We start from the raw sequence: 26,373 nt of genomic DNA, 5'->3' as shown, positions 1-26,373 counted from the left end.
CCCCGGAACCCTTACGCGCCGCCGAAGCGCGCCGTCCAGGCCGCCAGGTCCTCGTCGGTGACCTTGGCGAACAGCACCGGCGGCACGGTGAACGCCGTCCCGGCCGGCACCAGGTCGAGCGACCGGGCCTCCTCCGGGCTGATCCAGCGCTGCGCCGCCGCCGGGGCGTCGTCGGCCAGGGCGAACGCGCCGCGCATCGCCGCCGCGGTGGCCGGGACGAACGGCTCGGACACCACCGCGTAGAGGTGGATCAGGTTCATCGCCGTGCGCAGCGTCAGTGCCGCCGCGTCCGGGTCGGTCTTCACCTGGAGCCACGGCGCCTTCTCGTCCAGGTACGCGTTGCCGGCGCTCCACAGGGCGCGCAGCGCCTGCGCCGCCTTGCGGAAGTTGAGCGCGTCGAGTTGTGCCTCGTACTCGGCGAGCAGGCCGGCGATCTGCTCGCCGAGCCGCTCCTCCGCCTCCCCGGCGGCGTGCCCGCCGGGGACGTCGTCGCCGAAGCGCTTGCGGCTGAAGGTCAGCACCCGGTTGACGAAGTTGCCGAGGGTGTCGGCGAGGTCCTTGTTGACGACGGCGGCGAAGAGGTCCCAGGTGAAGCTGGAGTCGTCCGACTCGGGCGCGTGCGCCATCAGGAAGTAGCGCCAGTAGTCGGCCGGCAGCAGGTCCAGGGCGACGTCGGTGAAGATGCCGCGCTTCTGGCTGGTGGAGAACTTCCCGCCGTAGTACGTCAGCCAGTTGAAGGCCTTGACCTGGTCGACCTTCTTCCACGGACGGCGCGAGCCGAGGATCGTCGCCGGGAACATCACCGTGTGGAACGGGACGTTGTCCTTGGCCATGAACTCGGTGTAGCGGACGGTGTCGTCGGCCTCGTACCACCAGGACCTCCAGTCCCGGGGCCGGTCGGCCGGGGCGGCGTCCGCCCACTCCTTGGTGGCGCCGATGTACTCGATCGGGGCGTCGAACCAGACGTAGAACACCTTGCCCTCGGCGGCCAGCTCCGGCCACACGTCGGCCGGCACGGGCACGCCCCACTCCAGGTCACGGGTGATCGAGCGGTCCTGCAGGCCCTCGGTGAGCCACTTGCGGGCGATCGAGGAGGCGAGAACCGGCCAGTCGTCGGCGTGGGCCGAGATCCACTCCTCGACCTCCTCGGTCAGCTTGGACTGGAGCAGGAACAGGTGCCTGGTCTCCCGGACCTCCAGGTCGGCGCTGCCGCTGATGGCCGAGCGCGGCTCCAGCAGGTCGGTCGGGTCCAGCACGCGCGTGCAGTTCTCGCACTGGTCGCCGCGCGCCTTGTCGTAGCCGCAGTGCGGGCAGGTGCCGACGATGTAGCGGTCCGGCAGGAAGCGGCCGTCGGCGTTGGAGTACACCTGGCGGATCGCGCGCTCCTCGATGAAGCCGTTGCGCTGGAGCTCGCGGGCGATCTCCTGGGTGATCTCCCGGTTCTGCGGCGAGGAGCTGCGGCCGAAGTAGTCGAAGGAGAGGCCGAAGCCGTCGTACACCGCGCGCTGCGCGTCGTGAGCCCGCGCGCAGAACTCGGCGACCGGCAGTCCGGCCTCCTGCGCGGCGAGTTCGGCGGGCGTGCCGTGCTCGTCCGTCGCGCAGATGTACAGCACCTCGTGGCCTCGCCGGCGCAGGTAGCGGGAGTAGACGTCCGCCGGGAGCATCGACCCGACCATGTTGCCCAGGTGCTTGATCCCGTTGATGTACGGAAGGGCGCTGGTGATCAGGTGCCGAGCCATCCTGGGATGCTCCGATTTCTCCCGCACGCGCACCCCGCCCGGGGTGCCGTGCCAGGCGCAGGGTTCCACTGTGGGTGCCAAAGCCTACCGTCGCGGGTCGAGGCGGACCGTGGATTGACGGCGCCCCCCGGCGGTCAGGGCGCGCCCGGCGACTGGAGTCCGCCGAAGTCGCCGTGGCGGTCGAACTCGCCGGCCTTCACCCCGCGCACGAAGGCCGCCCACTTGCGCGGGGTGGTGCGCACGACCACCTCGGCGCTCTCCGACTCGCGGATCTCCACCAGCCCGTCGGCGGTGCGGATCTCGACGCACTCGTTGGCCTCGGCGCTCGCCGAGGACTTCTGCCAGTTGCTCATGAGGACGCTGGTTTCAGTATGGTCCGGATGAACTCCCGCGAGTCGTCGATCCCGAGGGCGATCGCCTCGGTCTCCGTCTTGATCTCGCGGTAGGTGTGCAGGTCGGCCTCGGAGTGCACGAACTTCGGCCCCTGGGAAAGGTCGATCTGGACGGTGTCCAGCTCCGGGACGGGCCCGCAGGCGAGGTACATGCTCTCCCCGGAGCCGGGGAAGGTGTCCAGGCTGAACGGGATCGCGCGGATCTCCACCCCGGGGCGCTCGGAGTCCTCCAGCAGCCGGCGCAGTTGGTCGCGCAGCACGGCCGGCCCGCCGAACTGCATGCGCAGCGCGGACTCGTGGACGAAGGCCGTGTACGGCTTCGGCCGTTCGACCAGGACGCGCTGGCGCTGGATCCGGAACGCCGTGCGCACGTCGGTCTCGTGCCGGGGCAACGGCGGGCGCAGGCGCGCGAACACGGCGTTGGCGTAGGCGGAGGTCTGGAGGAGCCCGGGGATGAAGCTGGTGTGCAGGATGGTGAGCGACTCGGCGTGGTGCTCCATCTCCGCGATGTCGATGACCCCGCTAGGGACGCGTCCGCGGTAGCCGTCCCACCAGTACTTGCGGCGGTCCTGGGTCATCGCGAGCAGCGCGTCGAGGTAGCGGCCCCCCTCGAGGCCGCAGGTGCGCGCCCAGGCCCGGAGCCGGTCGGCGCTGATGCCGGACTTCCCGTTCTCCATCTGGGAGATCTTGGGCAGGTCGGTGCCCAGGGCGGCGGCCAGGGTCTTGGGCGTCACGCCCACGCGTTCGCGCATCTTGCGCAGCTCGATGCCAAGGCGCTGCTGGCGCACGGTCGGCGACAAGCGGGGTGGCATGACTCTCTTCTCCGGGTCGCGGGCTCCGTCGATGCTTCCGGTGAAGTGTGCCGTGCGAACCGGACCCTAGCTACCGAAACGGGGGATACCCCACGATGGAGTGAACGTCCACTCTCTCGGTAGCAAGTCTTGTACTTCGACCCTAGGGTCGAAGCCGAGTCAGTCGCCGTCCGGTCGTCGCCAACGGCCCGTCAAGAGGCCGTGGATCTGAACCGGATGCCCGGCGGCAGGCGCGTCATCCCCGACCGGAGACACCCATGCCGCTTCCGTCGCCCCTTCGCCGTTCCCGACGCGTTCCGGTGAGCCGGTGAACGCTCTGGTCGTCGCCGGCCTGTCCCTCCTGCTGCTCGCGGTGCTGTTCGTCGGCTGGCTGGTCTGGCTGGTCAACGTCCAGCCCAGGGATCCCCGTTCGGCGAAGCCGGAGTTCGCCGCCCGGCACTCCCGCTGCGGTGAGGACACCTAGTGCCGTGGCCGGCGCCGCGAGACGCCGACGCACCGTCAGCCGCGGGCGCACCGTCAGCCGCGGGCGAGCCGTTCGACCAGCCGGGCCTCGGCGGCCGGCCACTCGTCGGCGAGCATCGAGAAGTAGGCGGTGTCCCGCCAGACGCCGTTGGCGCGCAGGCGGTCGCGGCGGAAGGTGCCCTCGTACTGGGCGCCGAGCCGCAGGATCGCGTTGCGGGAGCGGTCGTTGAGCGCGTCGGTCTTCCACATGACCCGGCCCATGCCGAGCTCGCCGAAGGCGTGGCGCAGGAGCAGCAGCTTCGACTCGGAGTTCACGGCCGAGCGCCACACCGAGCGGGCGTACCAGGTGCCGCCGATCTCGACGAGCTCGTGCGTCGCGCTGAAGTCGTAGAAGCCGGTGATGCCGACGGCCCGGCCGCTCGTCAGGTCGATCACGGCGAACTTCACCGCCTCGCCGGCGGCCATCTCGCCGATGCGGTGGTCGATGATCCCGCCCAGCTCCTCCTCGCTCTGCGGCGGGAGGAAGGGGATCCAGCGCCAGACCTCCGGGTCGGGGCCGACGGCGGCCCAGAGCTCGGGGACGTGGTGGCGCCCGAGGGGCTCCAGGCGGACGTGGCGGCCGGTCAGGGTGACGGGCTCGGGCAGCTCGGCGGTCATGACCCGAACGTACCGGCGATCTGCACTAGATGCAAAGGATTTATGTTCTAGTGCAAAACCCCGGGGCAAACGGAAGGGCCCCGCGGGATCTCTCCCGCGGGGCCCCTCGGACCGGAGGATCCGGACGGCGGTCCGGAGCCGGGTCAGATGAACGAGTTGATCTGGATCGTCTCGTCGCGGCCGGGGCCGACGCCGATGGCGGAGATCGGCGCGCCCGACATCTCCTCCAGCGCCTTCACGTAGGCCTGCGCGTTCTTCGGCAGCTCGGCGAAGGTCTTCGCCTTGCTGATGTCCTCGGTCCAGCCCGGCAGCGTCTCGTAGACCGGCTTGGCGTGGTGGAAGTCGGACTGGTTGTAGGGGAGCTCCTCGACCCGGCGGCCGTCGATCTCGTACGCGACGCAGACCGGGATCTGCTCCCAGCCGGTCAGGACGTCCAGCTTGGTGAGGAAGAAGTCGGTGAGGCCGTTGACCCGGGTCGCGTAGCGCGCGATCACGGCGTCGAACCAGCCGCAGCGGCGGTCGCGGCCGGTGGTCACGCCGCGCTCGCCGCCGATGCGGCGCAGCGCCTCGCCGTCCGCGTCGAGCAGCTCGGTCGGGAACGGGCCCGAGCCGACGCGGGTGGTGTAGGCCTTGAGGATGCCGATGACCCGGTCGATCTTGGTGGGGCCGATGCCGGCGCCGGTGCAGGCGCCGCCCGAGGTCGGGTTCGACGAGGTCACGAAGGGGTACGTGCCGTGGTCGACGTCGAGCAGGGTGCCCTGGCCGCCCTCCAGCAGGACGACCTTGTTCGCCTTGAGGGCCTCGTCCAGGACGAGGGTGGTGTCGGCGAGGAAGGGCTTGATCTTGTCCGCGTAGCCCAGGTACTCCTCGACGACCAGCTCGGCCGGGACGGCGCGGCGGTTGTAGAGCTTGACCAGGATCTGGTTCTTGTCGTGCAGCGCCGCCTCGATCTTCTGGCGCAGGATCGACTCGTCGAACAGGTCCTGGACCCGGATGCCGACGCGGTTGATCTTGTCCGCGTAGGTCGGGCCGATGCCGCGGCCGGTGGTGCCGATCCGGCGCTTGCCGAGGAAGCGCTCGGTGACCTTGTCCAGGGTGCGGTGGTAGGGCGTGATCAGGTGGGCGTTGCCCGAGATCAGCAGCTTCGAGGTGTCGATGCCGCGCTCGTTCAGGCCGGCCAGCTCGGAGAGCAGCACACCCGGGTCGATCACGACGCCGTTGCCGATCACCGGCGTCACGTTCGGGCTGAGGATGCCGGAGGGGAGCAGGTGCAGGGCATACTTCTGGTCGCCGATGACCACCGTGTGACCGGCGTTGTTGCCGCCCTGGTAGCGGACGACGTAGTCGACGGAGCCGCCGAGGAGGTCGGTCGCCTTCCCCTTGCCCTCGTCCCCCCACTGAGCGCCAACGAGCACGAGTGCCGGCACAGGCGTACACCCCTTCCGGTTGGGGCATCCTGCGTAGGCCGCAGTCTGCCCCGAGATAGACGAAGCCCCTGGCGCAGTAGCGCAAGGGGCTCTTGCACCGAGAGATTACCTGAGGAAGGACCGGTCGTGTCGTCCCTGTCCACGCCTGCCACCGGCGGCTCCGAGCCGCTCCTGCTGCTCCTCGACCCGGTGGCCCGGCAGACCGACGGCGAGTCGGTGCGGATCGCGAAGGACGTGCTCTGCGGAGGTGCGGACGTCAAGGTGGTGTACCCGGAGAGCTCGTCCGAACTCGATCGGGTGCTTTCGCACCGGGGTCGGCGGCGACCGGTGGTGATCGGTTCCGACCTCGCGCTGCAGCGGGTGCTCCAGGCCCTGCACCGGCACCGTGAGCTGGGCACGGATCCGGTGGGCATGGTTCCGGTCGGCCGCGCGGAGGAGCTGGCGGCGGCCCGCGCGCTCGGGGTCCCGGGTGAGCCGGTGCCCGCCGCGCGGGCGGTGCTGTCGGGTGCGCCGCGGAAACTGGACCTGCTGGTCGACGACGGTGGCGGCGTCGCGCTGGGCGGGGTGCGGATCGCGGGGGCGGGGGCCCGGCGCCTGATCGGCCGTCCGGGTGGCTGGCGTTCGCTATGGGCGAAACTGGCTGCGGCCGAGCAGGGGAACGCACTCACCGTCGAGGCCACCGAGCAGGACTCCCGGATCCGGGTCGAGGCCGACGGGCGGCTCCTCGCGGACGTCCACCGGCCGGTCCGGCTCGTGCAGGTGTCCCTCCCCTGTGGCGCCTCGGACGGCTCCGGCGTCATGGAGGTCGTCGTCCGCGGGCCCGGCGCCCTGGTGCGCGCCCGCGCCGCGAGCGTCTCCGTGGTCGGCCGCGGCTTCGGCTACGAGGTCGACGGCCGCCCGGTCGGCCCGGTCCGCGCCCGCACCTGGACGGTCCACCCGGCCGCGTGGGGCCTGCTGCTCCCCGCGGCCTGAGGGCGCCCGGTGACGCCCGCGTGAACTCCGGGTGAGCAGGCTCACGTTCGACGCCGTCCCGACGGCGGGCGCTTCGCACCCGGAATGCGCCAACAGGCGCGAACCACAAGGCCATCCCGCGCACACGGGAATTCCCCCGGGCCTAAATGCCCACCCGGTAAGGGGTTTTGTCTACGCGCGTTGCCGAACGATCGCCCGACAATCCCGGCATCCCGGGTTCCGGAAGCCTGTGCCAACTGCCCTAGACTCGAAGGCGTGCCACGTGGTGACGGAAGACTCAACCACGATCTTCTTCCCGGCGAGAAAGGCCCCCAGGACGCTTGCGGCGTCTTCGGTGTCTGGGCTCCCGGCGAGGAGGTCGCCAAGCTCACGTTCTTCGGCCTTTACGCCCTGCAGCACCGCGGTCAGGAATCCGCGGGCATCGCAGTGAGCAACGGCTCCCAGATTCTCGTCTTCAAGGACATGGGGCTCGTCTCCCAGGTCTTCGACGAGGCCTCCCTGGGGTCGTTGCACGGGCATATCGCCGTCGGACACGCCCGCTACTCGACCACCGGTTCCTCGGTCTGGGAGAACGCCCAGCCGACCTTCCGGGCGACCGTGCACGGTTCGCTGGCCCTCGGGCACAACGGAAACCTGGTGAACACCGCCGAACTGGCGGCCATGGTCGCCGAACTCCCCGGCGAGGAGCACGTCTCCCGCTCCGGGCGGACCGCCGCGACCAACGACACCGACCTGGTGACGGCGCTGCTCGCCGGCCACCCGGACCTCTCCATCGAGGAGACGGCCAAGGTCGTGCTGCCCAAGGTCAAGGGCGCGTTCTCGCTCGTCTTCATGGACGAGCACACCCTGTACGCCGCCCGCGACCCGCAGGGCATCCGCCCGCTGGTGCTCGGCCGGCTGGAGCGCGGCTGGGTGGTCGCCTCCGAGACCGCGGCGCTGGACATCTGCGGCGCCTCGTTCATCCGCGAGGTCGAGCCCGGCGAGCTCATCGCCATCGACGAGAACGGCATGCGCACCTCCCGCTTCGCCGAGGCGAAGCCCAAGGGCTGCGTGTTCGAGTACGTCTACCTGGCCCGCCCGGACACCAGCATCGCCGGCCGCAACGTCCACCTCTCCCGCGTGGAGATGGGCCGCCGGCTGGCGAAGGAGGCCCCGGTCGAGGCCGACCTGGTGATAGCGACGCCCGAGTCCGGCACCCCCGCCGCGATCGGCTACGCCGAAGCCAGCGGCATCCCGTACGGCTCCGGCCTGGTGAAGAACGCCTACGTCGGCCGCACCTTCATCCAGCCCAGCCAGACCATCCGCCAGCTCGGCATCCGGCTCAAGCTGAACCCGCTGCGCGAGGTCATCGCCAGCAAGCGCCTCGTCGTCGTCGACGACTCGATCGTGCGCGGCAACACCCAGCGCGCGCTGGTGCGCATGCTGCGCGAGGCCGGCGCCGCCGAGGTCCACATCCGGATCTCCTCGCCGCCGGTGAAGTGGCCGTGCTTCTTCGGCATCGACTTCGCCACCCGCGCGGAGCTGATCGCCAACGGGATGACGGTGGAGGAGATCGGCCGCACCCTCGGCGCCGACTCGCTCGCCTACATCTCGATCGACGGCATGATCGAGGCCACCACGCAGCCCAAGGACAAGCTCTGCCGGGCCTGCTTCGACGGCGAGTACCCGATGGAGCTGCCCGATCCGGCGCTGCTCGGCAAACTCCTGCTGGAGGCCGAGATCAAGGGCGGCCAGCAGCCGCCCGCGGTCCGCGGCAAGCCGACCGGCAGCGACCTGGACGGCGTCCAGTCGCTGCTCGGCGGAGCGGGCGCGGCCGACGCGCTGCGCCGCCCGTAGTACCTCAACGGTGGGGTCCCGGAACCCGGGACCCCACCGCCGTTCCCACCCCTGACCGACCCTGCTGTTCCGAACCACCCCCACCTCGACCCGAAAGGGCCGCACCGCAGTGACCACGAACCAGAACGGCGCCACCTACGCCGCCGCCGGCGTCGACATCGAGGCGGGCGACCGCGCCGTCGAGCTCATGAAGCAGTGGGTGAAGAAGGCCAACCGCCCCGAGGTGGTCGGCGGCCTCGGCGGCTTCGCCGGGCTCTTCGACGCGTCCGCCTTCAAGAACTACGAGCGGCCGCTGCTGGCCTCGGCCACCGACGGCGTGGGGACCAAGGTGGCCATCGCCGCCGCCATGGACAAGCACGACACCATCGGCCACGACCTCGTCGGCATGGTCGTCGACGACCTCGTGGTGTGCGGCGCCGAGCCGCTGTTCATGACCGACTACATCTGCGTCGGCAAGGTCGTCCCGGAGCGCGTCGCCGCGATCGTCAAGGGCATCGCCGAGGGCTGCGCGCTGGCCGGCTGCGCCCTGGTCGGCGGCGAGACCGCCGAGCACCCGGGCCTGCTCGGCCCGGACGAGTACGACGTCGCGGGCGCCGGCACCGGCGTCGTCGAGGCGGACGCGCTGCTCGGCGCCGAGCGCGTGCGGGCCGGCGACGTGGTCATCGCGATGGCCGCCTCGGGCCTGCACTCCAACGGCTACTCGCTGGTCCGCCACGTGCTGCTGAACCAGGCCGGCTGGCAGCTGGACCGCGAGGTCGAGGAGTTCGGCCGCACCCTCGGCGAGGAGCTGCTGGAGCCCACCCGGATCTACTCCCTGGACTGCCTGGCGCTCACCCGCGCCACCGAGGTCCACGCCTTCTCGCACGTCACCGGCGGCGGCCTGGCGGCCAACCTGGCCCGGGTCATCCCGGCCGGCCTGCACGCCCGCCTGGACCGCGGCACCTGGACCCCGCTGCCCGTCTTCCAGACCGTCGCCGAGGTCGGCAAGGTGAGCACCCTGGAGATCGAGAAGACGCTCAACATGGGCGTCGGCATGGTCGCGGTCGTCCCGCCGCACTCGGTGGACGTCGTGCTGTCGGTCCTGGAGGACCGCGGCGTCGAGGCCTGGCTGCTGGGCGACATCGTCGACCGCACCGACGAGCACGACGGCGGCGCGGCGCTCTACAACGCCTACGAGGGCTTCACGGCGGGCTGAGCCTGGCCCGGCGGGTGATGTGACGAGAGGGCCCTTCCGGTGCGCCGGAGGGGCCCTCTCGCGTCCCCGGGGACGCCGGTGGCCGGCGGCCCGCCCGGGGAACGCCGAAAACCGGCCCGGCGCCCTGGGGCGTCCGGACCGGTCCGGCGTTACGGCGGTTACGAGCGGCGGGAGGCCTGCGACGGCCCGGTGCCCGGCTCGGTGTCGTCCTCGTCGTCGAGGTCGGCGTAGCGGGCGGCGTACTCCGCGTACGGGTCGTCGTCCTCCTCCTCCTCGATCGGCTCGGGGTCGATCGAAGCGGTGGACGGCGATACGCCCAGCTCGTTGGACAGACGGTTAGCGTCGAACCCGCCGCTGTTGTACTTCAGCTCGCGGGCGACCTTCGTCTGCTTGGCCTTGGCCCGGCCGCGCCCCATGGGTCGACCCCCTCAACGATGGGGCTCACGGCCCCGAGTCTGACACGTGTTCATGATCAGGACCGGCCTGCCCGAATGGGGAGGACCGTCCCTTGGAGCATTAACGGTACCTGTTTCCGCCGCTGGACGGTACGTCGTCGGTGTGACGTGGCGCGCACCGACCTCACCCGCGACCAGGTCTTCCCAGGTCAAGGGAGGTTTTGCGGCGGTTTGCGCGCTGTCCGGAGGTGTCTGAGGTCCGTCGTTCCGGGATCGATTATCCCCCCAAGGGGGACCTCGGATCACCCGTTCGGGCGCAGAAGTGAGAATCCGGTTCCACATCGTGATGCGCGGGGGACGGAAGAGGACCGTCCCCCGCGCACGGGATGACCGGATCGGCTCCGGACGGGGCCGGGTCAGGCGCGGCGGGCGCCCGGGAGCAGGACCGTGCGCAGCGCGCTGATCTCGCGCATCCGCTTCTCGGCCAGGCGGTCGGCGGCGACCGCCGGCGGGACGCCGTCGGCGGCGGCCCGGGTGAAGATCTCCAGGGTGGTGTCGAAGATCTTCGTGGCCTTGTTCTTGGCCCGCTCGAAGTTGAAGCCGTCGATCTCGTCGGCGACCTGGATGACGCCGCCGGAGTTCACCAGGTAGTCCGGGGCGTAGAGGATCCCGCGGTCGGCGAGGTCCTTCTCGACGCCGGCGTGGGCCAGCTGGTTGTTGGCCGCGCCGCAGACGATCGAGGTGCCGAACTCGCCGAGGGCGGCGACGACGTCGTCGGTCAGGGCGCCGCCGAGCGCGCACGGGGCGTAGACGTCCAGCTTCGCCTGGAGCAGGGCGGTGGCGTCGGCGACGACCTCCACGTCCGGGTGGGCGGCGCGGACGCGGTTGACCGCGGCCTCGAACGGGTCGGTGACGACGACGGTGGCGCCGTCCGCGACGAGGTGGCCGACCAGGTAGTGGCCGACCTTGCCGACGCCCGCGACGCCGACCCGCTTGCCGCGCAGGGTCGGCTGGCCCCAGCGGGCCTGGGCGCTGGCGCGCATGCCCTGGAAGACGCCGAAGGCGGTCAGGATGGAGGAGTCGCCGGCGCCGCCGTGCTCGGGCGAACGGCCGGTCACGAACTCGGTCTCGCGCGCGATGACGTCCATGTCCTGGACGTAGGTGCCCACGTCGCAGGCGGTGATGTAGCGGCCGCGCAGGGACTCGACGAAGCGGCCGTATGCGCGGAGCATCGCCTCGTTCTTGTCCTTGTTCGGGTCGCCGATGATGACGGCCTTGCCGCCGCCGAGGTCGAGCCCGGCGAGCGCGTTCTTGTAGGACATCCCGCGGGACAGGTTCAGCGCGTCCTCCAGGGCCGCCTCCTCGGAGGCGTACGGGAAGAAGCGGGTGCCGCCGAGGGCCGGGCCCAGCGCGGTGGAGTGGATGGCGATGATCGCCTTGAGCCCGGAGCTGCGGTCGTGGCAGAGGACGACCTGCTCGTGGCCGTCGCCGGGGGCGCCGTCCTGCTCGGTACGGAAGATCCTGCTGAGCACGCCGGGTGCGGGGTGCGTGGCGGATGTCTGTACGTCGGTCACTGTGGTGACTCCAGTATCGAAGGCCCGCTGCTGTGGTGCGGGCGCCTAAGGCGAAGCGTAGTCGCGTGCCCGTCGACGATCTGCCCTCTTGTCCGAGCTTGTGCCGGTTGTCCGAAGGGTGAGACGGGAGGGCCCCTGAGTGCGGGCGCGAACGGTTCGGGGGCGCGCCCTCCCGGCGCCGCGCGCCGCGTGCGACCATGCAGGACGTGACCGTCGTCCGTACTTCCGTACAGCCGCCGTACGCCGCCCACCTGCGGGTCTACGAGCCGCTGGCCGCCTATCCGGAGCCCGAGCGGGCGCACTGGCAGGCGTACGCGGCGCAGCACGGTCCGGACGCCGCGGAGGCGGCCCGTCCGGTGGCCGAGGCGGTGCTGGCGGAGCAGCGCGAGGCGCTCGCCGGGCTGGTCGGGCGCACGCCCCGGGCGCTGCCCGAGCGGGAGAGCGAGCGGGCGTTCGTGCGGCTGGTGGACGGCGTCCTCTACGTCTGCCCGTGGGCGACCAGGCTGCGCAGCTGGCAGGCGCTGGAGGAGCTGATGGCGGGGGCGCCGGTGGCGCTGCTGGACACCGCGCTGCCGCCGGTGGCGCGGGCCGCCGCGGAGGCGGACCGGGAACGCTGGCGGGCCGGGCACCCGGACGCCCGGCCGTGGATCCTCACCAGCCGGTGGGAGGTGCCGGTGCGGTGGTTCCTGCCGTTCGGGGAGGAGGACCGCTGCTTCGTTCCGGCGGAAGCGGGGGACGAGGGGGAGGGGGCCGGGGGCCGGGCGCCGGCGCTGTTCTACTTGACGCCGATGTCGCAGGCGCGCCGGCGGGTGGCGCGGGCCTACCGGGCGTTGCGCGAGGCGGTTCCGGAGGGGGAGCTGGTGCGGGGGGCGGAGCAGGTCGGGCGGTGGCTGGAGGAGTTCCATCCGCGGTCGCTGGTGGAGCTGGACTACGGGGGACTGGTGCATCTGCTCGGGCCGGAGCGGTTGCTGGCGGACCGTTCGGCGGGGGAGCTGGAGGACGGCCTGCGGGCGCTGCGGGCGGGGGACGACGCGGAGGCGTTGCGGGTCTACGGGGAGCTGACGGTGCGCTGGCGGCGGGTCCTGGCGCTGCGGTACGCGAACTAGCGGCCGAACTGGCGTCCGAGCCGGCGTGTATGACTGTGGGGGTCCTTGGGCCCGAGCCGCATGACGAAGGTCCTGGTTCGGGTCAATACCTGCCGAACGTGACACTACTCACCGTTGACGCGAACTTACCCCTATGTGCAAAAATGGGACAACCAGCCCAACTCCACGCGAGCGTGCCCACTTTTGGGTGGTTCTGGAGTCGATGCGTGCTTTGCGGGGGAACGGAGGGTCTGGTCCCCTCGTAACCGGACGTCACTGGCGCGTGACTGTCCGTTATGGGGTGGTCCATCGCCATCCGTCGGCCTTGAACCCGTGAGGGGTCAATTTTGGCGGTTTGGTCGATAGGGCTGGACGGATGGTGTAGTTGTAGACACCAGGACAAGCCGTTCGTCCTATAACCGACTCGGCCCGTGTATGCCATTTCGGGCATCGCGGGCCAAGGTGCAGAATTTGAAGGATAGAACCGCCCTGGTTCGGTTCTCCCGAGGAGGCCGCTCATGACCGCTCGTACCCCTGATGCTGAGCCGCTGCTGACGCCGGCAGAGGTTGCCACCATGTTCCGCGTGGACCCGAAGACGGTCACCCGCTGGGCCAAGGCGGGCAAGCTGACGTCCATTCGCACGCTCGGCGGTCACCGCCGTTACCGCGAGGCGGAGGTGCGCGCACTGCTGGCCGGGATTCCCGCCCAGCGCACCGAGGCCTGATAGGCCGAAGGCTCTTTAAAGGGGCCGCTTACCGGACTCCGCCGGGTCCGGTAAGCGGCCCCTTTGCCGTGCCCGCGGCCGGCCGCCGATCTGTCGGAACGTTGAACTCCGGATAACGATTCGATGCACATGGGGCGGGGGGGATTTACAGTGAATAACTGTACAATTTTACATATTAAATTAGTGGCTTCCGCGCGAGGCCCCGACGCGCCGGTTGTGAGGAAGCCGTAAGTGACGACCGTCACGCGCCCCGGCGCTTGTGGTCTAGACCTAGGGTGGGGTAAGGGGGCGGCGTCCAAAACGCGAGAGGCCCGGAACCTGAACGGTTCCGGGCCTCTCGCACTACGGCGATCCCGACGGGACTTGAACCCGCGACCTCCACCTTGACAGGGTGGCGAGCTAACCAACTGCTCCACGGGACCAGAGTTTTCTGATCTCGTTCACTCGCTTGCCGCGCTGCGAACAAGACAGATCGTAGCCCATGTCGGGCCCCCAGGTCGAACTGGCTCCTGAGGGCCCCACCCCGGCCACCGGCGGGAACTCAGAGCGCGGCCCGCGCCGCCTCCATCGCCTTCATGATCCGCTTCTCCGACACCGGGGTCGGCGTGCCCAGCGACTGCGCGAAGAAGCTGACCCGCAGCTCCTCGATCATCCAGCGGACCGCCCGCACCTCCGGGGACGGCTGCTGCTCGGCCGGGACGGCCGCCAGCAGCTCCCCGTAGGCCTGCTGCACCTGCTGGACCTTCAGCAGCTGCTGGGCGTCGCGCTGCGGGTGGTTGGGCAGTGCCTCCAGCCGGCGGTCCACCGCCAGCAGATAGCGCTTGAGGTCCGGCAGGCGCTGCCAGCCGGTGTCCGTCACGAAGCCGGGGTGGACGAGCGAGGCCAGGTGCAGCCGGATGTCGTTCACCGCGGTCAGCAGTACCGGGCTGCTGACCGTCCGCAGGCGGGTCGACGCCTTGTGGAAGGCGATCAGCGCGGCGGCCGTCTTCAGCGTGGTGTCCGCGGACAGCTCGTACAGGTCCGCGCGCATCTTGTCGTGCAGCTTGCCGAAGGCCGCCTCGTCCCAGGCCGGGCCGCCGCCCAGGGTCATCAGGCGGTCCGTCGCGCAGGCCACCACGTCCTCGAACAGCTCGGTGATCGAGCCGTGCGGGCTGTGCGAGAGCGCCAGCTTGGCCTGGTTGCCCAGGCGGCCCTGGATCGACTTGGCGGGCGAGTTGGTGGTCAGCACCAGCAGCCGCCTGGTGCCCTCCCACATCGCCCGCTCCTGGGCCTGCGGGGTGTCGAACAGCTTCACGCCGACCGACTGCCCCTCGTCCACCAGTGCCGGGTAGGCGCGCAGCGAGTGGCCGCGGGAGCGCTGCTCGAACGTGCGCTGGAGCACCGGCAGGCCGGCCGGCCAGGCGGTCAGCCCGCTCTGCTCGATGCCCTGGCCGGAGGCCGCCGAGGAGAGCGTCTCCTTGAGCTCAGGCTTCAGCCGCAGCCGGAGCTCCTCCAGGTCCTTGGACTCGGCGAGCTTGCGGCGGCCGTCCACGACCCGGAACGTGACCTTGAGGTGGTCCGGCACCCGGTCGTCGTCCCAGGCCTCCGGCGGGACGGTGACGGCCGTCAGGCGCTTGAGCGCGTGCTCCAGCGACGGGAGCAGCGGCTCCTGGCGGTCCTTCACGGCGCGCAGCGCGGCCCTGGCGAAGTCCGGCGCGGGCACGAAGTTGCGCCGGACCGCCTTCGGCAGCGACTTGATCCACGCGGTGACGAGCTCCTCGCGCAGGCCGGGGATCTGCCAGTCGAAGCCCTCCGCGGTGACCTGGTTGAGCACCGGCAGCGGGATGTGGACGGTCACGCCGTCCGCGTCGCTGCCCGGCTCGAACTGGTAGGTCAGCTTGAAGCGGAGCTTGCCCTGCTGCCAGTGGTCCGGGTAGTCGGCCTCGGTGACGCCGTCCGCGGCGTCGTTGATCAGCATCGACTTCTCGAAGTTGAGCAGGTCCGGCTGCTCGTGCCGGGCCTTCTTCCACCACGCGTCGAAGTGCCGGGTGGACACCACGTCCTCGGGCAGCCGGGCGTCGTAGAAGTCGAACAGGGTCTGGTCGTCGACCAGGATGTCGCGCCGGCGGGCCCGGTTCTCCAGCTCCTCGACCTCGCCGAGCAGCCTGCGGTTCTCCGCGAAGAACTTGTGGTGGGTCTCCCAGTCGCCCTCCACCAGCGCGTTGCGGATGAACAGCTCGCGGCACAGCTCCGGGTCGATCTTCCCGTAGTTGACCTTGCGCTGGGCGACGATCGGCATCCCGTAGAGCGTCACCCGCTCGTAGCCGAGGACGGCGCCGGCCTTCTTCTCCCAGTGCGGCTCGCTGTAGCTGCGCTTGAGCAGGTGGCCGGCCAGCGGCTCGACCCACTCCGGCTCGATCTTCGCGTTGATCCTGGCCCACAGCCGGGACGTCTCGACCAGCTCGGCCGACATCACCCAGCGCGGCGGCTTCTTGAACAGCCCGGAGCCCGGGAAGACCGCGAACCGGGCGCCGCGCGCGCCGCCGTACTCGCGCTTCTCCACGTCGAACAGGCCGATGTGGGAGAGCAGTCCGGCGAGCAGCGACTGGTGGATCCGGTCGGCGTCCGGCTCGGCGTCCGGGTGGGGCTCCTCGATCGTGACGCCCAACTGCTTCGCCACCGTGCGCAGCTGGGTGTAGACGTCCTGCCACTCCCGTATGCGCAGGTAGTTGAGGAACTCCGTCTTGCACATGCGGCGGAAGGCCGAGGACGACAGCTCCTTCTGCTGCTCCCGGACGTAGCGCCACATCGCCAGGTAGGAGAGGAAGTCGGAGGTCTCCGAGGTGAACCGGCGGTGCCGGTCGTCGGCGGCCTGGCGCTTCTCGGTGGGGCGCTCGCGCGGGTCCTGGATGGACAGCGCGGCGGCGATCACCATGACGTCGCGCACGCAGCCGTTCCGGTCCGCCTCCAGCACCATGCGGGCCATCCGCGGGTCCACCGGGAGCTGGGCCAGCTTGCGGCCGAGCGGGGTGAGGCGCTTGCGGGGGTCCTTCTCGTCCGGGTCCAGGGCGCCGAGCTCGTGCAGCAGGTGCACGCCGTCCTTGATGTTGCGCGAGTCCGGCGGGTCCAGGAACGGGAACGCGGCGATGTCGCCCAGGCCGGCGGCGGTCATCTGCAGGATGACCGAGGCCAGGTTGGTGCGCAGGATCTCGGCGTCGGTGAACTCCGGCCGGGAGAGGAAGTCCTCCTCCGAGTACAGCCGGATGCAGATGCCGTCCGAGGTGCGTCCGCAGCGGCCCTTGCGCTGGTTGGCGCTGGCCTGGCTGATCGCCTCGATCGGCAGCCGCTGCACCTTGGTGCGGTGGCTGTAGCGGGAGATGCGGGCGGTGCCCGGGTCGATCACGTACTTGATGCCGGGGACGGTCAGCGAGGTCTCGGCGACGTTGGTGGCCAGCACGATCCGGCGGCTGCCCGAGCGCTGGAACACCCGGTGCTGCTCGGCCGAGCTCAGCCGGGCGTAGAGCGGCAGGATCTCGGTGGACTTCAGCTTCAGGCGGGTGAGCGCGTCGGCGGTGTCGCGGATCTCGCGCTCGCCGGAGAGGAAGACCAGGATGTCGCCGGGCCCCTCGGCCTGGAGCTCCTGGGCGGCCTCGCAGATCGCCTGGATCTGGTCCCGGTCGCGGTCGGCGTCGGCGGAGTCGTCCTCGGCGTCCTCGTCGAGGATCGGCCGGTACCTGACCTCCACCGGGTACGTCCGCCCCGAGACCTCGATGATCGGGGCGTCGCCGAAGTGCCGGGCGAACCGCTCGGGGTCGATGGTCGCGGAGGTGATCACGACCTTGAGGTCCGGGCGGCGCGGCAGCAGCTGCTTGACGTAGCCGAGGATGAAGTCGATGTTGAGGCTGCGTTCGTGCGCCTCGTCGATGATCAGGGTGTCGTACTGGCGAAGGTCGCGGTCGGTCTGGATCTCCGCGAGCAGGATGCCGTCCGTCATCAGCTTGACCAGGGTGTCCTGGCCGACCTGGTCGGTGAAGCGGACCTTCCAGCCGACGGCCTCGCCGAGCGGGCTGCGCAGCTCCTCCGCGACGCGCTCGGCCACCGTGCGGGCCGCGATCCGGCGGGGCTGGGTGTGGCCCACCAGGCCGCGCACGCCCCGGCCGAGCTCCAGACAGATCTTCGGGATCTGGGTGGTCTTGCCGGAGCCGGTCTCGCCGGCGACGATCACCACCTGGTGGTCGCGGATCGCCGCCAGGATCTCGTCCTTCTTCTGGCTGACCGGGAGCTCGGCGGGATACGTGATGGCCGGGACGGCGCCCCGGCGCTGCTCGACCAGCAGCTCGGCGCGTTCGATGTCGGCGGCGATCTCGGTGGCGATCTTCTGCCGGGCCTCGGGTTTGCGGACCCGGCGGGCCCCCTCCAGCCGGCGTCCGATCCGCACCTCGTCGCGCAAGGTCAGCTCGGGCAGGCGGGCGGCCAGCTCGCCGATACCGGGGCCCTCCGCGGGAGCGGCGGCGGACTGGACTGCGGGAGAACTCACTGCGGGCATCCCTCTAGGTTCGCAAGGAGGCACGGCGGCGCGCACCTCGGTTTTCGAGCCCCTCCAGTGTCACAGTCGCCGGTGGCGATCGGCGAACGGCGGGTGGCCGGGTCGGTGCGCAAACGCCGAGACGGGTCCGGAGGATTCCGGGCGGGTGGCGACGGCGGCTGTCGGGCGGGGTTCGGGGCGGGTTTCAGGGCAGGGTTCCGGGCGGGTTTCCGGGCAGGGTTCCGGGCGGGTTTCCGGGCGGGTTTCGGCGCGCCCGAGGGGCCGTACCGGGGAGGCGTCGGCGCGGCCGCGTCGCCGGGCCTCGAGGACACGGCGAAGTCCGGCCTCCCGCCGGTGCCGGTCGGCGGCGTCGCGCCCGCCGTGGCGAAGATCGTGATCGCCTGGGAGGCCGACAGCTCCGCCGAGGTGGTGCCGGCCGGGGCGGGGACTCCACGATGCGCTGGTACGGCCCCATGGCGACGCAGGGGTCCGGCGTCCGGACCCACACCGCCTGCGCGGCGAACGGCTCCGTGCTGCACACCACCGACCACTGGGTCCGCACGAACTGAGCCGCCGCCCCCCGCGCCCGCCGCCGATTGTCGGCGCCGTGCGCCATCGTGGTACCGGACGCGTTGATCGACGGGCCGTCAGTGGTCCGGAAGGGCGGTGGACGATGAGCGGGTTGTCGAAGCAGCGGCTGGAGCGCCTGCACGGGGTGCTGGCGGGGCACGTCGAACGGGGCGCCGTGCCCGGCCTGGTGGCGGCGGTCGCCCGGGACGCCGACGAGCACGTCGAGGTCCTGGGCCGCCTCACGGCCGAGGGCGGCGCGCCGGTGCAGCGCGACACGATCTTCCGCATCGCGTCCATGACCAAGCCCGTCACCGCCGTGGCCGCGCTCACCCTGGTCGAGGAGTGCGTCCTGCGCCTCGACGACCCGCTCGACGACCTCCTGCCCGAACTCGCCGGCCGGCGCGTGCTGCGCCGGCCGGACGGTCCGCTCGACGACACCGAGCCCGCCGTCCGCCCCATCAGCCTGCGCGACCTGCTCACCTTCCGGCTCGGCTACGGCCTCACCATGATCCCGCCGACCGCCCCGATCGCCGCCGCCATGGCCGAGCGCGGCGTCAGCGTCCTGCCGCCGCGCGCCGACTACCCCGGGCCGGACGAATTCCTGCGCCGGCTCGGCGAGTTGCCGCTGCTGCACCAGCCCGGGGCCGGCTGGCACTACCACACCGGCTCGGTCGTCCTCGGGATCCTGCTCGCCCGCGCCTGCGGCCGGCCCCTCGGCGACGTGCTGCGCGAGCGCGTCCTCGACCCCCTGGGCATGCGGGACACCGGTTTCACCGTCCCGGCCGACCGACTGCACCGGCTCCCCGTCGAGTACTGGCACGACCCGGACCGCGGCCTGGTCGTCTACGACGACCCCGCCGACAGCGCCTGGTCCCGGCCGGCCGTCCTCGACGACGGCGGCGCCGACCTCGTCTCGACCGTCGACGACTACCTCGCCTTCGCCCGCATGCTCCTCGCCGGCGGCACCCACGGGGACGTCCGGATCCTCTCCCGCCCCACGGTCGAGCTGATGACCACCAACCAGCTCACCCCCGCCCAGCTCGCCGCCTCCGCACCGCTGCTGGGCCGTGCCGAGCTCACCGGCTGGGGCTTCGGCCTCTCGGTCACCACCACCCGTGACGGCCTCCCCGCCCCCGGCCGCTACGGCTGGGACGGCGGCCTCGGCACCACCTGGTTCAACGACCCGGTGGAACGACTGACGGGCATCCTGCTCACCCAGCGCATGTTCGACGGCCCCACCCCGCCCGCGGTGGCACGGGACTTCGAGGTGCTCGCCTACCAGTCGGTGGCGTGACGGCGCCCTGGCGCCCTACGGAATGAGCGCGGCCTCGTCCGGACCCGGCAGCCAGTCGCGGACCGGGTCGTACTCCAGCCACCTGCTGCGCCGCGCCTCCTCGGCGAACGCCCGCAGCAGGGGCTGGAGCCGGGGGTGCTGATCGGCGGTCCCGCCGCCGCCCGTGCCGCCGCCCGTGCCGCCGCCCGGGCCGCCGTCGGTGCGCCAGAGCAGCGACCACGCGTACAGCGGCGTCGGCTCGACCAACGGGACGGTCCGCACACCGGGGCGGTCCGGCAGCGGGACGTCGGCGGGGACGAGGGAGAACTCGTCGGGGGCGGCGCGGACCTGCTCGACGAAGTGCTCCAGCCCCAGGTTGGTCGAGCCGGCCCGCCGCTCGATGCCGAACCGGTCCGCGAACCTGGTCAGGAAGTCCAGTCGGCCCACCGCCGCCGGGTAGCGCAGCACGCTGCCGCGCAGGTCGGCCGGGCGCAGCACCTCCCGGCCGGCCAGCGGATGGTCGGCCGACAGCAGCGCGTCCACCGGCTCCAGCCGCACCAGCCGGTGCGTCAGCCCGGCGTCCCGTCCGTCCGGCAGCGGATGCACCCGGCCGAAGCCCGCGTCCGACTCCCCGCGCAGCAGCGCCGCCGCGACCGACGGCAGGTCCCAGCCCGGTACCGGATCCACCTCCAGGCCCGGCGCGCCGTCCAGCGCCTGCGCGACCGTCCGCATCGGCGCGAACAGGTGCCCCCAGACGTCGATCCGCAGCGGGCGGGCGGCGCAGGTCACCGCTGCCACCGCCCGGTCCCCCTGGTCGAGCACCCGCCGGGCCGGCTCCAGGAACCGCCGGCCCTCCTCGGTGAGGCCCACGCCCCGGGAGTCCCGGTCCAGCAGCCGCACCCCGAGGGCTCCCTCCAGCCGGGCCACCCGCTTCGACAGCGCCTGCTGGCTGACCCCGAGCCGCCCCGCCGCCCGCCCGAAGTGCGCCTCCTCGGCGGCGGCCACGAACGCCCGCACCTGCGCGAGATCAAGATCCATGGGGCGTCAGCCTAGGTGTCCCCTCGACCTTCGGCGGCACCCGGTCCTCGGACGACAACCGGCCGTTGTCGGCGGCGCCCCGCGGTTGTTGGACCGGCTCCGGGCGGGAGCGGTGTGCTGAACCGGTCAACGGGACGCACGCCGAGAGGGGCGAACGGGATGAAGGCGCTGGTACCGACCGGCCGGGCGGACGCACCGGTCGGGTTCGCGGAGGTCGCGCAGCCGGAGCCGGGGCCGGGGGAGGCCCTGGTCAAGGTCGAGGCGTTCTCGGTCAACCGGGGGGAGACCTTCAAGCTGGAGGCCCCCGAGCCGGGCTGGCGGCCGGGCAAGGACGTCGCGGGCCTGGTCGTCCAGGCCGCCGCCGACGGCTCCGGGCCGGGCGTGTGCCGCCGCGTGGTCGGCCACCCGCCCGCGGACGGCTGGGCCGAGTACGTGCGCGTCCCCACGAGCTCCCTCGCCGAGCTCCCCGAGTCCATCGACGCCGTCCGGGCCGCCGCGCTCCCGCTGGCCGGCCTCACCGCGCTGCGCCTGCTCCGGACGGCGGGCGCGCTGGCCGGCCGCCGGGTGCTGATGACCGGGGCCTCCGGCGGCGTCGGGCACTACGTCACCGAGCTGGCCTCCGCCGCCGGGGCCGAACTGACCGTCGTCACCGCCTCCCCCGAGCGCGGCCGGCGGCTCGCCGAGCTCGGCGCGGCCGAGGTCGTCCACGAGGTCGGCGCGGCGCTCGGCCCGTACGACCTGGTGCTGGAGTCCACCGGCGGCGACGCCCTGCCGCTCGCCCTCTCCCGGCTGGCCCGGCGCGGCACCCTGATCTGGTTCGGCCAGGCCTCCCGGCGGCCCGCCACCCTCGACTTCTTCGACTTCTTCACCGGTCCGGAGTCCGCGACCCTGCGGCACTTCCACTACGCCGACTCCGACGTCCCCGACGGCCGCGACCTCGCCACCCTGGTCCGCCTGGTCGAGGAGGGCCGTCTGACGCCCGAGCTCGGCCGGGTCGCGCCGTGGAGCGAGACCGCCGCCACCCTCACCGACCTGCGCGAGCGCCGCATCCGCGGCAAGGCCGTCCTGACCGTCAACTGACCTGCTGCGAAAGGGAAACGACGATGTCCGACGACTCCTTCCTCTCCTTCCTCGACGACCCCGGCTTCCTCGCCGGCTTCGTCGAGGTCAGCCGCCCCCGCGCCCACGGCGCCGGCCTCGACCTGTACGAATACGACCGGGTGACCGCTTCCCTGGCCTCCGCCCGCGACTGGCTCGCCGCGTGCGCCGCCGCCGGGCAGCGGTACGCGGAGGCCGCCGGGCGCGCCGCCGCCGAGGGCCGGGGCGTCACCGCCGGCGAGGCGTACCGGACGGCCGCCCGCTGGCACCACGTCGCCGGGTGGCTCCCGCACCCCGACCGCGAGGCCGCCGCCCGAACCGCCGCCGACGCGGACGAGGCCATGCGCCGGGCGCTGGAACACCTCGACCCGGCGACGGAGCGGATCGGGGGCGACGGCTTCGTGGGCTGGCTGCGGCGCCCGTCCGGCGGCCCGGCGGAGCCCCGGCCGGTCGTGCTGGTCGTGCCGGGGATGGACTCCGGCAAGGAGGAGTTCCACGCGCTGATCGAGGCCCTGCTGGCCCGCGGCTCGGTCGTCCTCGCGATCGACGGTCCCGGCCAGGGCGTCCTCGTCGCGGGAAGTGCCCCCGAACCGGACTACCACCGCGTCGTCGGCCGCGCGATCGACGCCCTCGCCGGTCGCGACGGTCTGGACCTCGACCGGATCGCCGTCGTCGGCCTGAGCCTCGGTGGCTACTACGCCGCCACGTCCGCCGCCCACGAGCCGCGCGTCCGGGCCGCCGCACTGGTCAGCGGCCCGTACCGGCTGGCGTGGGAGGAGCTGCCGCCGTTCGTCCACGCGACCCTCGTCCAGCGCTGCGGCGGCGCTGACGCCGCCCGCGCGTTCGCCGCCCGGCTGGACGTGACGGCCCTCGTGCCCGCGCTCACCGTGCCCGTCCTCGTCGTGGAGGGCGGCGAGGACGTGATCCCGGGCGTCACCGACGCGACCACCCTCGCGGCCGAAGTCCCGACCGCCGAACTCCTCTTCGTCCCCCACGGCAACCACCTCCTGGGCACGGCGCTCCCGGACTGGCTTCCCACCACCGCCGACTGGCTCACCACCTGTCTGACGGCGCAGCGGTAGGTGCCGGCGGGGAAGGATCAGCCGTCGACCACGAGCCGCCACGGGTCGAGGACGGCCGCTCGGGCCAGGTGGGTCAGGAGGTCCGTGCGGCCGGTCGGGACGACCGCCACGCCCTGGTCGCCCGGTTCGGCACCGGCGGGGCTGGACAGCGTGTACACCTTCGCCGCCAGGGAGCCGGGGATCCCCGTGACCGGGAGGAAGGGCTCCACCGGGACGGTCTCCGTGCCCCCCGACCCTCCGGCGACCGCGGTGCCCCGCTGACGCCTTCCTTCCGTTCACGGGGTCGCCGAGGGACACCCGTGGCCCGTGGGCCGTGACCAAGCTGCTGGAATATCGATGCAGGCATTTCGCAAGCGTTGCAGCTAAATGCATGCATGACCGCGATCACGATTCGTGAAGTCCCGGACCCGATTCTCGAAGCCCTCAAGCTCAAGGCGGCCAAGGCGGGGAAGAGCCTCCAGGCGTACCTGCTCGACCTCGTCACCCGCGACGCGGCCACGCCGACGTTGGCCGAGATGATGGCCCGCCTTGACCGGGAGACCCGTACCGACGTCAGTACCTCTGACATCCTCGCCGCGATCGATGACGGGCGGGAGCGTCGGTGAATTCGAGCGTCGTCACTGACTGCTCTGCGCTGGTGCGGGTGCTCACCGACCACAGCCCCGTCGGCCACGCCGTCCGCGACCGACTCCGCGGGATGGATGCGCTCGCCGCCCCTGGCCTGCTCGACTACGAACTCGTGTCGGCTCTCTTCGGCATGGTGCGGGGCGGCAAGCTCGTGGAGAAGGAAGCGGTGAAGGCCGTAGCCGACTACCAGGCACTCGCCATCACGCGATACGAGACGCTGATCCTCTGGCAGCGGGTGCGAGAACTGCACCACAACATCAGCGCATATGACGCCCAATATGTGGCCCTCGCCGAGACCCTCGGCGTGCCGCTCGTCACCAGCGATGTCCGAATCCAGCGCAGCGGTGCGGCCAAGTGCACCATCGAGGTCTTTGCCTAGCCGGGTGCAGGCGGGCCGAAGCAGGGCAACGACTGTCCGCTGCACCGTTGGCGTCAACCGGCACGAAAATGCCCCCGAAGCGAGCTGCTTCGAGGGCATCGTGCCTGGTCAGGCTATGTGGCCAGGGCCGGGGTCGAACCGGCGACCTTCCGCTTTTCAGGCGGACGCTCGTACCAACTGAGCTACCTGGCCGTACTGCACCGTCTCTTGCGAGACGAGCGATCCCGACGGGACTTGAACCCGCGACCTCCACCTTGACAGGGTGGCGAGCTAACCAACTGCTCCACGGGACCTTGAGTGGCTGGTGGGCCACCAGGTCTTGCGGTCATGCACTTTACTACGGTACTGCGTGCCCCCAACGGGATTCGAACCCGTGCTACCGCCTTGAAAGGGCGGCGTCCTGGGCCACTAGACGATGAGGGCTTGCGGCCTGTCCCGCTGTTTCCAGCGCTCGGGGACGTCGAGAAGCATATGGGATGCAGGGCGGATCGCCAAAACGGGTTTCGGCCGGGTGGGGCGGGGGCCGGTTCCGGCACCCCCCGGGGCCGGTGCCGGCGGCCTCCCGGGGCGGGTGGTCGTCGGGACCGCCGGGGTGGCTCAGGACCAGCCGAGGTCGTGGAGCTCGTGGTCGTCGAAGCCGAAGTGGTGGGCGACCTCGTGGATCACGGTGGTGCGGACCTCGTCGACGACCTCCTTGCGGGTCTCGCAGTGCCGCAGGGTGGGGCCGCGGTAGACGATGATCCGGTCCGGGAGGACCCCGGCGTACCACTCGCCGCGCTCGGTGAGCGGGGTGCCCTCGTAGAGGCCGAGGAGCTCGGGGTCGCCGGGTTCGGGCTCGTCCTCGACGAACACCGCGACGTTGTCCATCAAGGCCGCGAGCTGCGGGGGAATCAGGTCGAGCGCGTCCCCGACCAGCGTCTCGAACTCTTCCCGGGTCATCTCCACCGGATCATTGTCGGGTCTGGGATGAGGGTGTGCCAGGGGGCGGAACCCGGTGTTTCATGGCCCTATGACGACCTCGGACGGGACGGTGGACGACGTGGCACGGACGGTGCCGCCGGTCGTGGCGGCGGTGCGGCGGCGCCCGCCGGTGCTGCGCGGGCAGGGGTCGGCCGTCGCGGTGATCGCGGTGGGTGGGGCGATCGGCGCGGTGGCTCGGTACGCGGCCGGGCTGGCGTGGACGGGCGGCGGGCAGAGCGCGTTCCCGTGGACGACGCTGCTGATCAACGTGGTCGGCTGCGCGGTGATCGGGGTCTTCCTGGTGGCGGTCACCGAGGGCCGCCCCGCGCACCCGCTGCTGCGGCCGTTCTTCGGGACGGGTGTGCTGGGCGGGTTCACCACCTTCTCGACGTACGCGGTGGACATCCGGCGCCTGGTCGAGGCGGACCGTCTCGGTCCCGGCCTGGCCTACCTCGGGCTGACGCTGGTGGGCGCGCTCCTCGCGGTGTGGACGGCGGCCGCGGTGACGCGCCGTCTGATCCACCGCGGCGCCCGGGAAGGTGGCCGGGGATGACGGCGTTGAACGGGCCGGCGCTGCGGCTGACCGTGCTGGTCGGGGAGAACGACCGCTGGCACCACCGGCCGCTGTACAGCGAGATCGTGCACCGGGCGCGCGCCGCCGGGCTGGCCGGGGCGAGCGTGTTCCGGGGGATCGAGGGGTTCGGGGCGTCGTCGCTGGTGCACACGACGCGGCTGCTGTCGCTGAGCGAGGACCTGCCGGTGGCGGTGGTGATCGTGGACGAGGAGCAGCGGGTGCGGGGCTTCCTGCCGCAGCTGGACGAGCTGGTCGGGGAGGGCCTGGTGGTGCTCGACCCGTGCGAGGTCGTGCGGTACGTCGGGCGGGCGGGGTCCGGGCGGGTGGCGGGTTCGGCCGGGGGCGCAGGTTCGGCCGGGGGTGCCGGTGCGGACGGTGCCGGGGAGGACGGGAAGTGAACTGGCTGTTGGTGGTGGCGGGGGCCGTGGTCGGGGCACCGATGCGCTACCTGACGGACCGGGCGGTGCAGTCCCGGCACGACTCGGTGTTCCCGTGGGGGACGTTCGTGGTGAACGTCTGCGGCTGCGCCGTGCTGGGCCTGGTGACCGGCGCGGTGGCGGCGGGGGCCGCGTCCCCGCACGTCCAGCTGCTGGTCGGGACGGGGTTCTGCGGGGCGCTGACGACGTACTCGACGTTCTCGTACGAGACGCTGCGGCTGGTGGAGACGGGGGCCGGGCGGTACGCGGCGGCGAACGTGGCCGGCAGCCTGGCGGCCGGGCTGACGGCGGTCTACGCGGGGGCGGAGCTGGCCTCGGCTCTCTGGGGCTGACGCTCCGAGGCTGACGCGCTCGGGCCGACGTTCGGGCCCGCCCTTCGCGGGCCGAGGCCTCTGGGGCCGACGCCTCTGGGGCCGACGCCTCTGGGGCCGACGCTCGCGAGCGTGACGGTCCGCCGCTCTGCGCTCCCCCGTGGGGGTGAATTCCAACCGGCACGCGTTTGAACCGTCGGCGTGGGGCCGGGTGGTTGGCGGCCGGTGGCTTCCTCGTGCACTGCCCGT

Annotated in this window: 25 protein-coding genes and 4 tRNA genes; 14 read left to right on the top strand and 15 right to left on the bottom strand. The window is 72.0% G+C overall.

Translation table 11 applies throughout. From position 1 onward, the window contains the following. Positions 1-11: 11 nt before the first annotated feature. The 3 genes from metG to PUR71_RS22700 all read right to left on the bottom strand — a co-directional run bounded on the left by metG (position 12) and on the right by PUR71_RS22700 (position 2,943). On the bottom strand, positions 12-1,739 hold the full coding sequence (gene metG / locus PUR71_RS22710) for a methionine--tRNA ligase (RefSeq protein WP_329928915.1): 1,728 nt from the start codon (positions 1,737-1,739) through the stop codon (positions 12-14). A gap of 134 nt (positions 1,740-1,873) precedes the next feature. Next, positions 1,874-2,092 carry a DUF397 domain-containing protein gene (locus PUR71_RS22705; protein ID WP_329928914.1) on the bottom strand — a complete coding sequence of 73 codons (219 nt, stop codon included), beginning with the start codon at positions 2,090-2,092 and terminating at the stop codon, positions 1,874-1,876. Further along, a complete protein-coding gene (locus PUR71_RS22700; protein ID WP_329928913.1) occupies positions 2,089-2,943 on the bottom strand; it encodes a helix-turn-helix domain-containing protein in 855 nt (284 codons plus the stop codon). Before PUR71_RS22700 ends, PUR71_RS22705 begins: the two co-directional genes overlap by 4 nt. Positions 2,944-3,250: 307 nt before the next feature. Between PUR71_RS22700 and PUR71_RS22695 the strand changes: the two genes are divergently transcribed. Then, complete coding sequence (locus PUR71_RS22695) at positions 3,251-3,406, top strand: hypothetical protein (RefSeq protein WP_329928912.1); 156 nt, start codon at positions 3,251-3,253, stop codon at positions 3,404-3,406. 53 nt (positions 3,407-3,459) lie between these two features. Here the strand turns inward: PUR71_RS22695 and PUR71_RS22690 are convergent, their stop codons facing one another. Both PUR71_RS22690 and PUR71_RS22685 read right to left on the bottom strand, forming a co-directional pair. After that, positions 3,460-4,062: a GNAT family N-acetyltransferase gene (locus tag PUR71_RS22690; protein ID WP_329928911.1), complete on the bottom strand. Its 603-nt coding sequence runs from the start codon at positions 4,060-4,062 to the stop codon at positions 3,460-3,462. Positions 4,063-4,205: 143 nt separating this feature from the next. Then, positions 4,206-5,489: an adenylosuccinate synthase gene (locus PUR71_RS22685; RefSeq protein WP_329928910.1), complete on the bottom strand. Its 1,284-nt coding sequence runs from the start codon at positions 5,487-5,489 to the stop codon at positions 4,206-4,208. Positions 5,490-5,615: 126 nt separating this feature from the next. On the opposite strand from PUR71_RS22685, the gene PUR71_RS22680 reads away from it, so the two are divergent. From PUR71_RS22680 to purM, 3 genes are all read left to right on the top strand, one after another. Then, positions 5,616-6,461 (top strand): diacylglycerol kinase, encoded by an 846-nt coding sequence (locus PUR71_RS22680; RefSeq protein WP_329928909.1) that lies wholly within the window; start codon positions 5,616-5,618, stop codon positions 6,459-6,461. 255 nt (positions 6,462-6,716) lie between these two features. After that, positions 6,717-8,297: an amidophosphoribosyltransferase gene (purF, locus tag PUR71_RS22675; protein WP_329928908.1), complete on the top strand. Its 1,581-nt coding sequence runs from the start codon at positions 6,717-6,719 to the stop codon at positions 8,295-8,297. A 109-nt stretch (positions 8,298-8,406) separates the two neighbouring features. Beyond that, positions 8,407-9,492, top strand: coding sequence for a phosphoribosylformylglycinamidine cyclo-ligase (gene purM, locus PUR71_RS22670; RefSeq protein WP_329928907.1), 1,086 nt, complete (start codon positions 8,407-8,409; stop codon positions 9,490-9,492). Positions 9,493-9,650: 158 nt separating this feature from the next. Here the strand turns inward: purM and PUR71_RS22665 are convergent, their stop codons facing one another. Together PUR71_RS22665 and PUR71_RS22660 are read right to left on the bottom strand one after the other, a co-directional pair. Beyond that, complete coding sequence (locus PUR71_RS22665) at positions 9,651-9,908, bottom strand: DUF3073 domain-containing protein (protein WP_280674041.1); 258 nt, start codon at positions 9,906-9,908, stop codon at positions 9,651-9,653. Between the two features lie 395 nt (positions 9,909-10,303). Continuing rightward, positions 10,304-11,461, bottom strand: coding sequence for a Glu/Leu/Phe/Val dehydrogenase dimerization domain-containing protein (locus PUR71_RS22660; RefSeq protein ID WP_329928906.1), 1,158 nt, complete (start codon positions 11,459-11,461; stop codon positions 10,304-10,306). Between the two features lie 197 nt (positions 11,462-11,658). Here PUR71_RS22660 and PUR71_RS22655 point away from each other — a divergent pair, with 197 nt between their 5' ends. After that, positions 11,659-12,567: a hypothetical protein gene (locus tag PUR71_RS22655; RefSeq protein ID WP_443077526.1), complete on the top strand. Its 909-nt coding sequence runs from the start codon at positions 11,659-11,661 to the stop codon at positions 12,565-12,567. 497 nt (positions 12,568-13,064) lie between these two features. Then, complete coding sequence (bldC, locus tag PUR71_RS22650; RefSeq protein ID WP_014137253.1) at positions 13,065-13,271, top strand: developmental transcriptional regulator BldC; 207 nt, start codon at positions 13,065-13,067, stop codon at positions 13,269-13,271. Positions 13,272-13,619: 348 nt separating this feature from the next. On the opposite strand, the gene PUR71_RS22645 is transcribed toward bldC, so the two are convergent. Continuing rightward, positions 13,620-13,693: transfer RNA gene (locus tag PUR71_RS22645), tRNA-Asp, on the bottom strand. 119 nt (positions 13,694-13,812) lie between these two features. Further along, the gene (gene hrpA, locus PUR71_RS22640) at positions 13,813-17,796 is read right to left on the bottom strand and encodes an ATP-dependent RNA helicase HrpA (RefSeq protein ID WP_329928904.1); all 3,984 of its coding nucleotides are present in this window, start codon (positions 17,794-17,796) and stop codon (positions 13,813-13,815) included. A gap of 652 nt (positions 17,797-18,448) precedes the next feature. Between hrpA and PUR71_RS22635 the strand changes: the two genes are divergently transcribed. After that, positions 18,449-19,639 carry a serine hydrolase domain-containing protein gene (locus PUR71_RS22635; RefSeq protein WP_329928903.1) on the top strand — a complete coding sequence of 397 codons (1,191 nt, stop codon included), beginning with the start codon at positions 18,449-18,451 and terminating at the stop codon, positions 19,637-19,639. 15 nt (positions 19,640-19,654) lie between these two features. Here PUR71_RS22635 and PUR71_RS22630 read toward each other — a convergent pair whose 3' ends face one another. After that, positions 19,655-20,656 (bottom strand): LysR family transcriptional regulator, encoded by a 1,002-nt coding sequence (locus PUR71_RS22630; RefSeq protein ID WP_329928902.1) that lies wholly within the window; start codon positions 20,654-20,656, stop codon positions 19,655-19,657. A gap of 159 nt (positions 20,657-20,815) precedes the next feature. Between PUR71_RS22630 and PUR71_RS22625 the strand changes: the two genes are divergently transcribed. Then, positions 20,816-21,736: a zinc-binding dehydrogenase gene (locus tag PUR71_RS22625; protein ID WP_329928901.1), complete on the top strand. Its 921-nt coding sequence runs from the start codon at positions 20,816-20,818 to the stop codon at positions 21,734-21,736. 23 nt (positions 21,737-21,759) lie between these two features. Then, entirely contained in the window at positions 21,760-22,836 is a 1,077-nt protein-coding gene (locus PUR71_RS22620) for an alpha/beta hydrolase family protein (protein WP_329928900.1), read from the top strand. A gap of 17 nt (positions 22,837-22,853) precedes the next feature. Here PUR71_RS22620 and PUR71_RS22615 read toward each other — a convergent pair whose 3' ends face one another. After that, positions 22,854-23,045 (bottom strand): hypothetical protein, encoded by a 192-nt coding sequence (locus tag PUR71_RS22615; RefSeq protein WP_329928899.1) that lies wholly within the window; start codon positions 23,043-23,045, stop codon positions 22,854-22,856. Between the two features lie 165 nt (positions 23,046-23,210). Here PUR71_RS22615 and PUR71_RS22610 point away from each other — a divergent pair, with 165 nt between their 5' ends. Continuing rightward, on the top strand, positions 23,211-23,441 hold the full coding sequence (locus PUR71_RS22610; protein ID WP_329928898.1) for a FitA-like ribbon-helix-helix domain-containing protein: 231 nt from the start codon (positions 23,211-23,213) through the stop codon (positions 23,439-23,441). Then, entirely contained in the window at positions 23,438-23,842 is a 405-nt protein-coding gene (locus tag PUR71_RS22605) for a type II toxin-antitoxin system VapC family toxin (protein WP_329928897.1), read from the top strand. Before PUR71_RS22610 ends, PUR71_RS22605 begins: the two co-directional genes overlap by 4 nt. 118 nt (positions 23,843-23,960) lie before the next feature. Here PUR71_RS22605 and PUR71_RS22600 read toward each other — a convergent pair. The 4 genes from PUR71_RS22600 to PUR71_RS22585 all read right to left on the bottom strand — a co-directional run bounded on the left by PUR71_RS22600 (position 23,961) and on the right by PUR71_RS22585 (position 24,781). Next, positions 23,961-24,034 (bottom strand) — tRNA-Phe (locus PUR71_RS22600). Positions 24,035-24,061: 27 nt separating this feature from the next. Further along, a tRNA-Asp gene (locus tag PUR71_RS22595) sits at positions 24,062-24,135 on the bottom strand. Between the two features lie 57 nt (positions 24,136-24,192). Next, a tRNA-Glu gene (locus tag PUR71_RS22590) sits at positions 24,193-24,265 on the bottom strand. A gap of 174 nt (positions 24,266-24,439) precedes the next feature. After that, a complete protein-coding gene (locus PUR71_RS22585) occupies positions 24,440-24,781 on the bottom strand; it encodes a metallopeptidase family protein (protein ID WP_329928980.1) in 342 nt (113 codons plus the stop codon). Between the two features lie 70 nt (positions 24,782-24,851). On the opposite strand from PUR71_RS22585, the gene crcB (PUR71_RS22580) reads away from it, so the two are divergent. Genes crcB (PUR71_RS22580) through crcB (PUR71_RS22570) form a run of 3 tightly spaced genes read left to right on the top strand, consistent with a single transcriptional unit; the run spans position 24,852 to position 26,145 of the window. Then, positions 24,852-25,355 (top strand): fluoride efflux transporter CrcB, encoded by a 504-nt coding sequence (crcB, locus tag PUR71_RS22580; protein WP_329928896.1) that lies wholly within the window; start codon positions 24,852-24,854, stop codon positions 25,353-25,355. After that, positions 25,352-25,774, top strand: coding sequence for a DUF190 domain-containing protein (locus PUR71_RS22575; RefSeq protein WP_329928895.1), 423 nt, complete (start codon positions 25,352-25,354; stop codon positions 25,772-25,774). The genes crcB (PUR71_RS22580) and PUR71_RS22575 overlap by 4 nt, the downstream gene beginning before the upstream one ends. Continuing rightward, positions 25,771-26,145, top strand: coding sequence for a fluoride efflux transporter CrcB (gene crcB / locus PUR71_RS22570; RefSeq protein WP_329928894.1), 375 nt, complete (start codon positions 25,771-25,773; stop codon positions 26,143-26,145). Before PUR71_RS22575 ends, crcB (PUR71_RS22570) begins: the two co-directional genes overlap by 4 nt. Positions 26,146-26,373: the final 228 nt, after the last annotated feature.

Source organism: Streptomyces sp. SP17BM10, assembly GCF_036322405.1.
Lineage (GTDB): Bacteria > Actinomycetota > Actinomycetes > Streptomycetales > Streptomycetaceae > Kitasatospora.
Note: the sequence above shows the minus strand (reverse complement) of the source record. Positions and strands in the feature narration are given on the sequence as shown.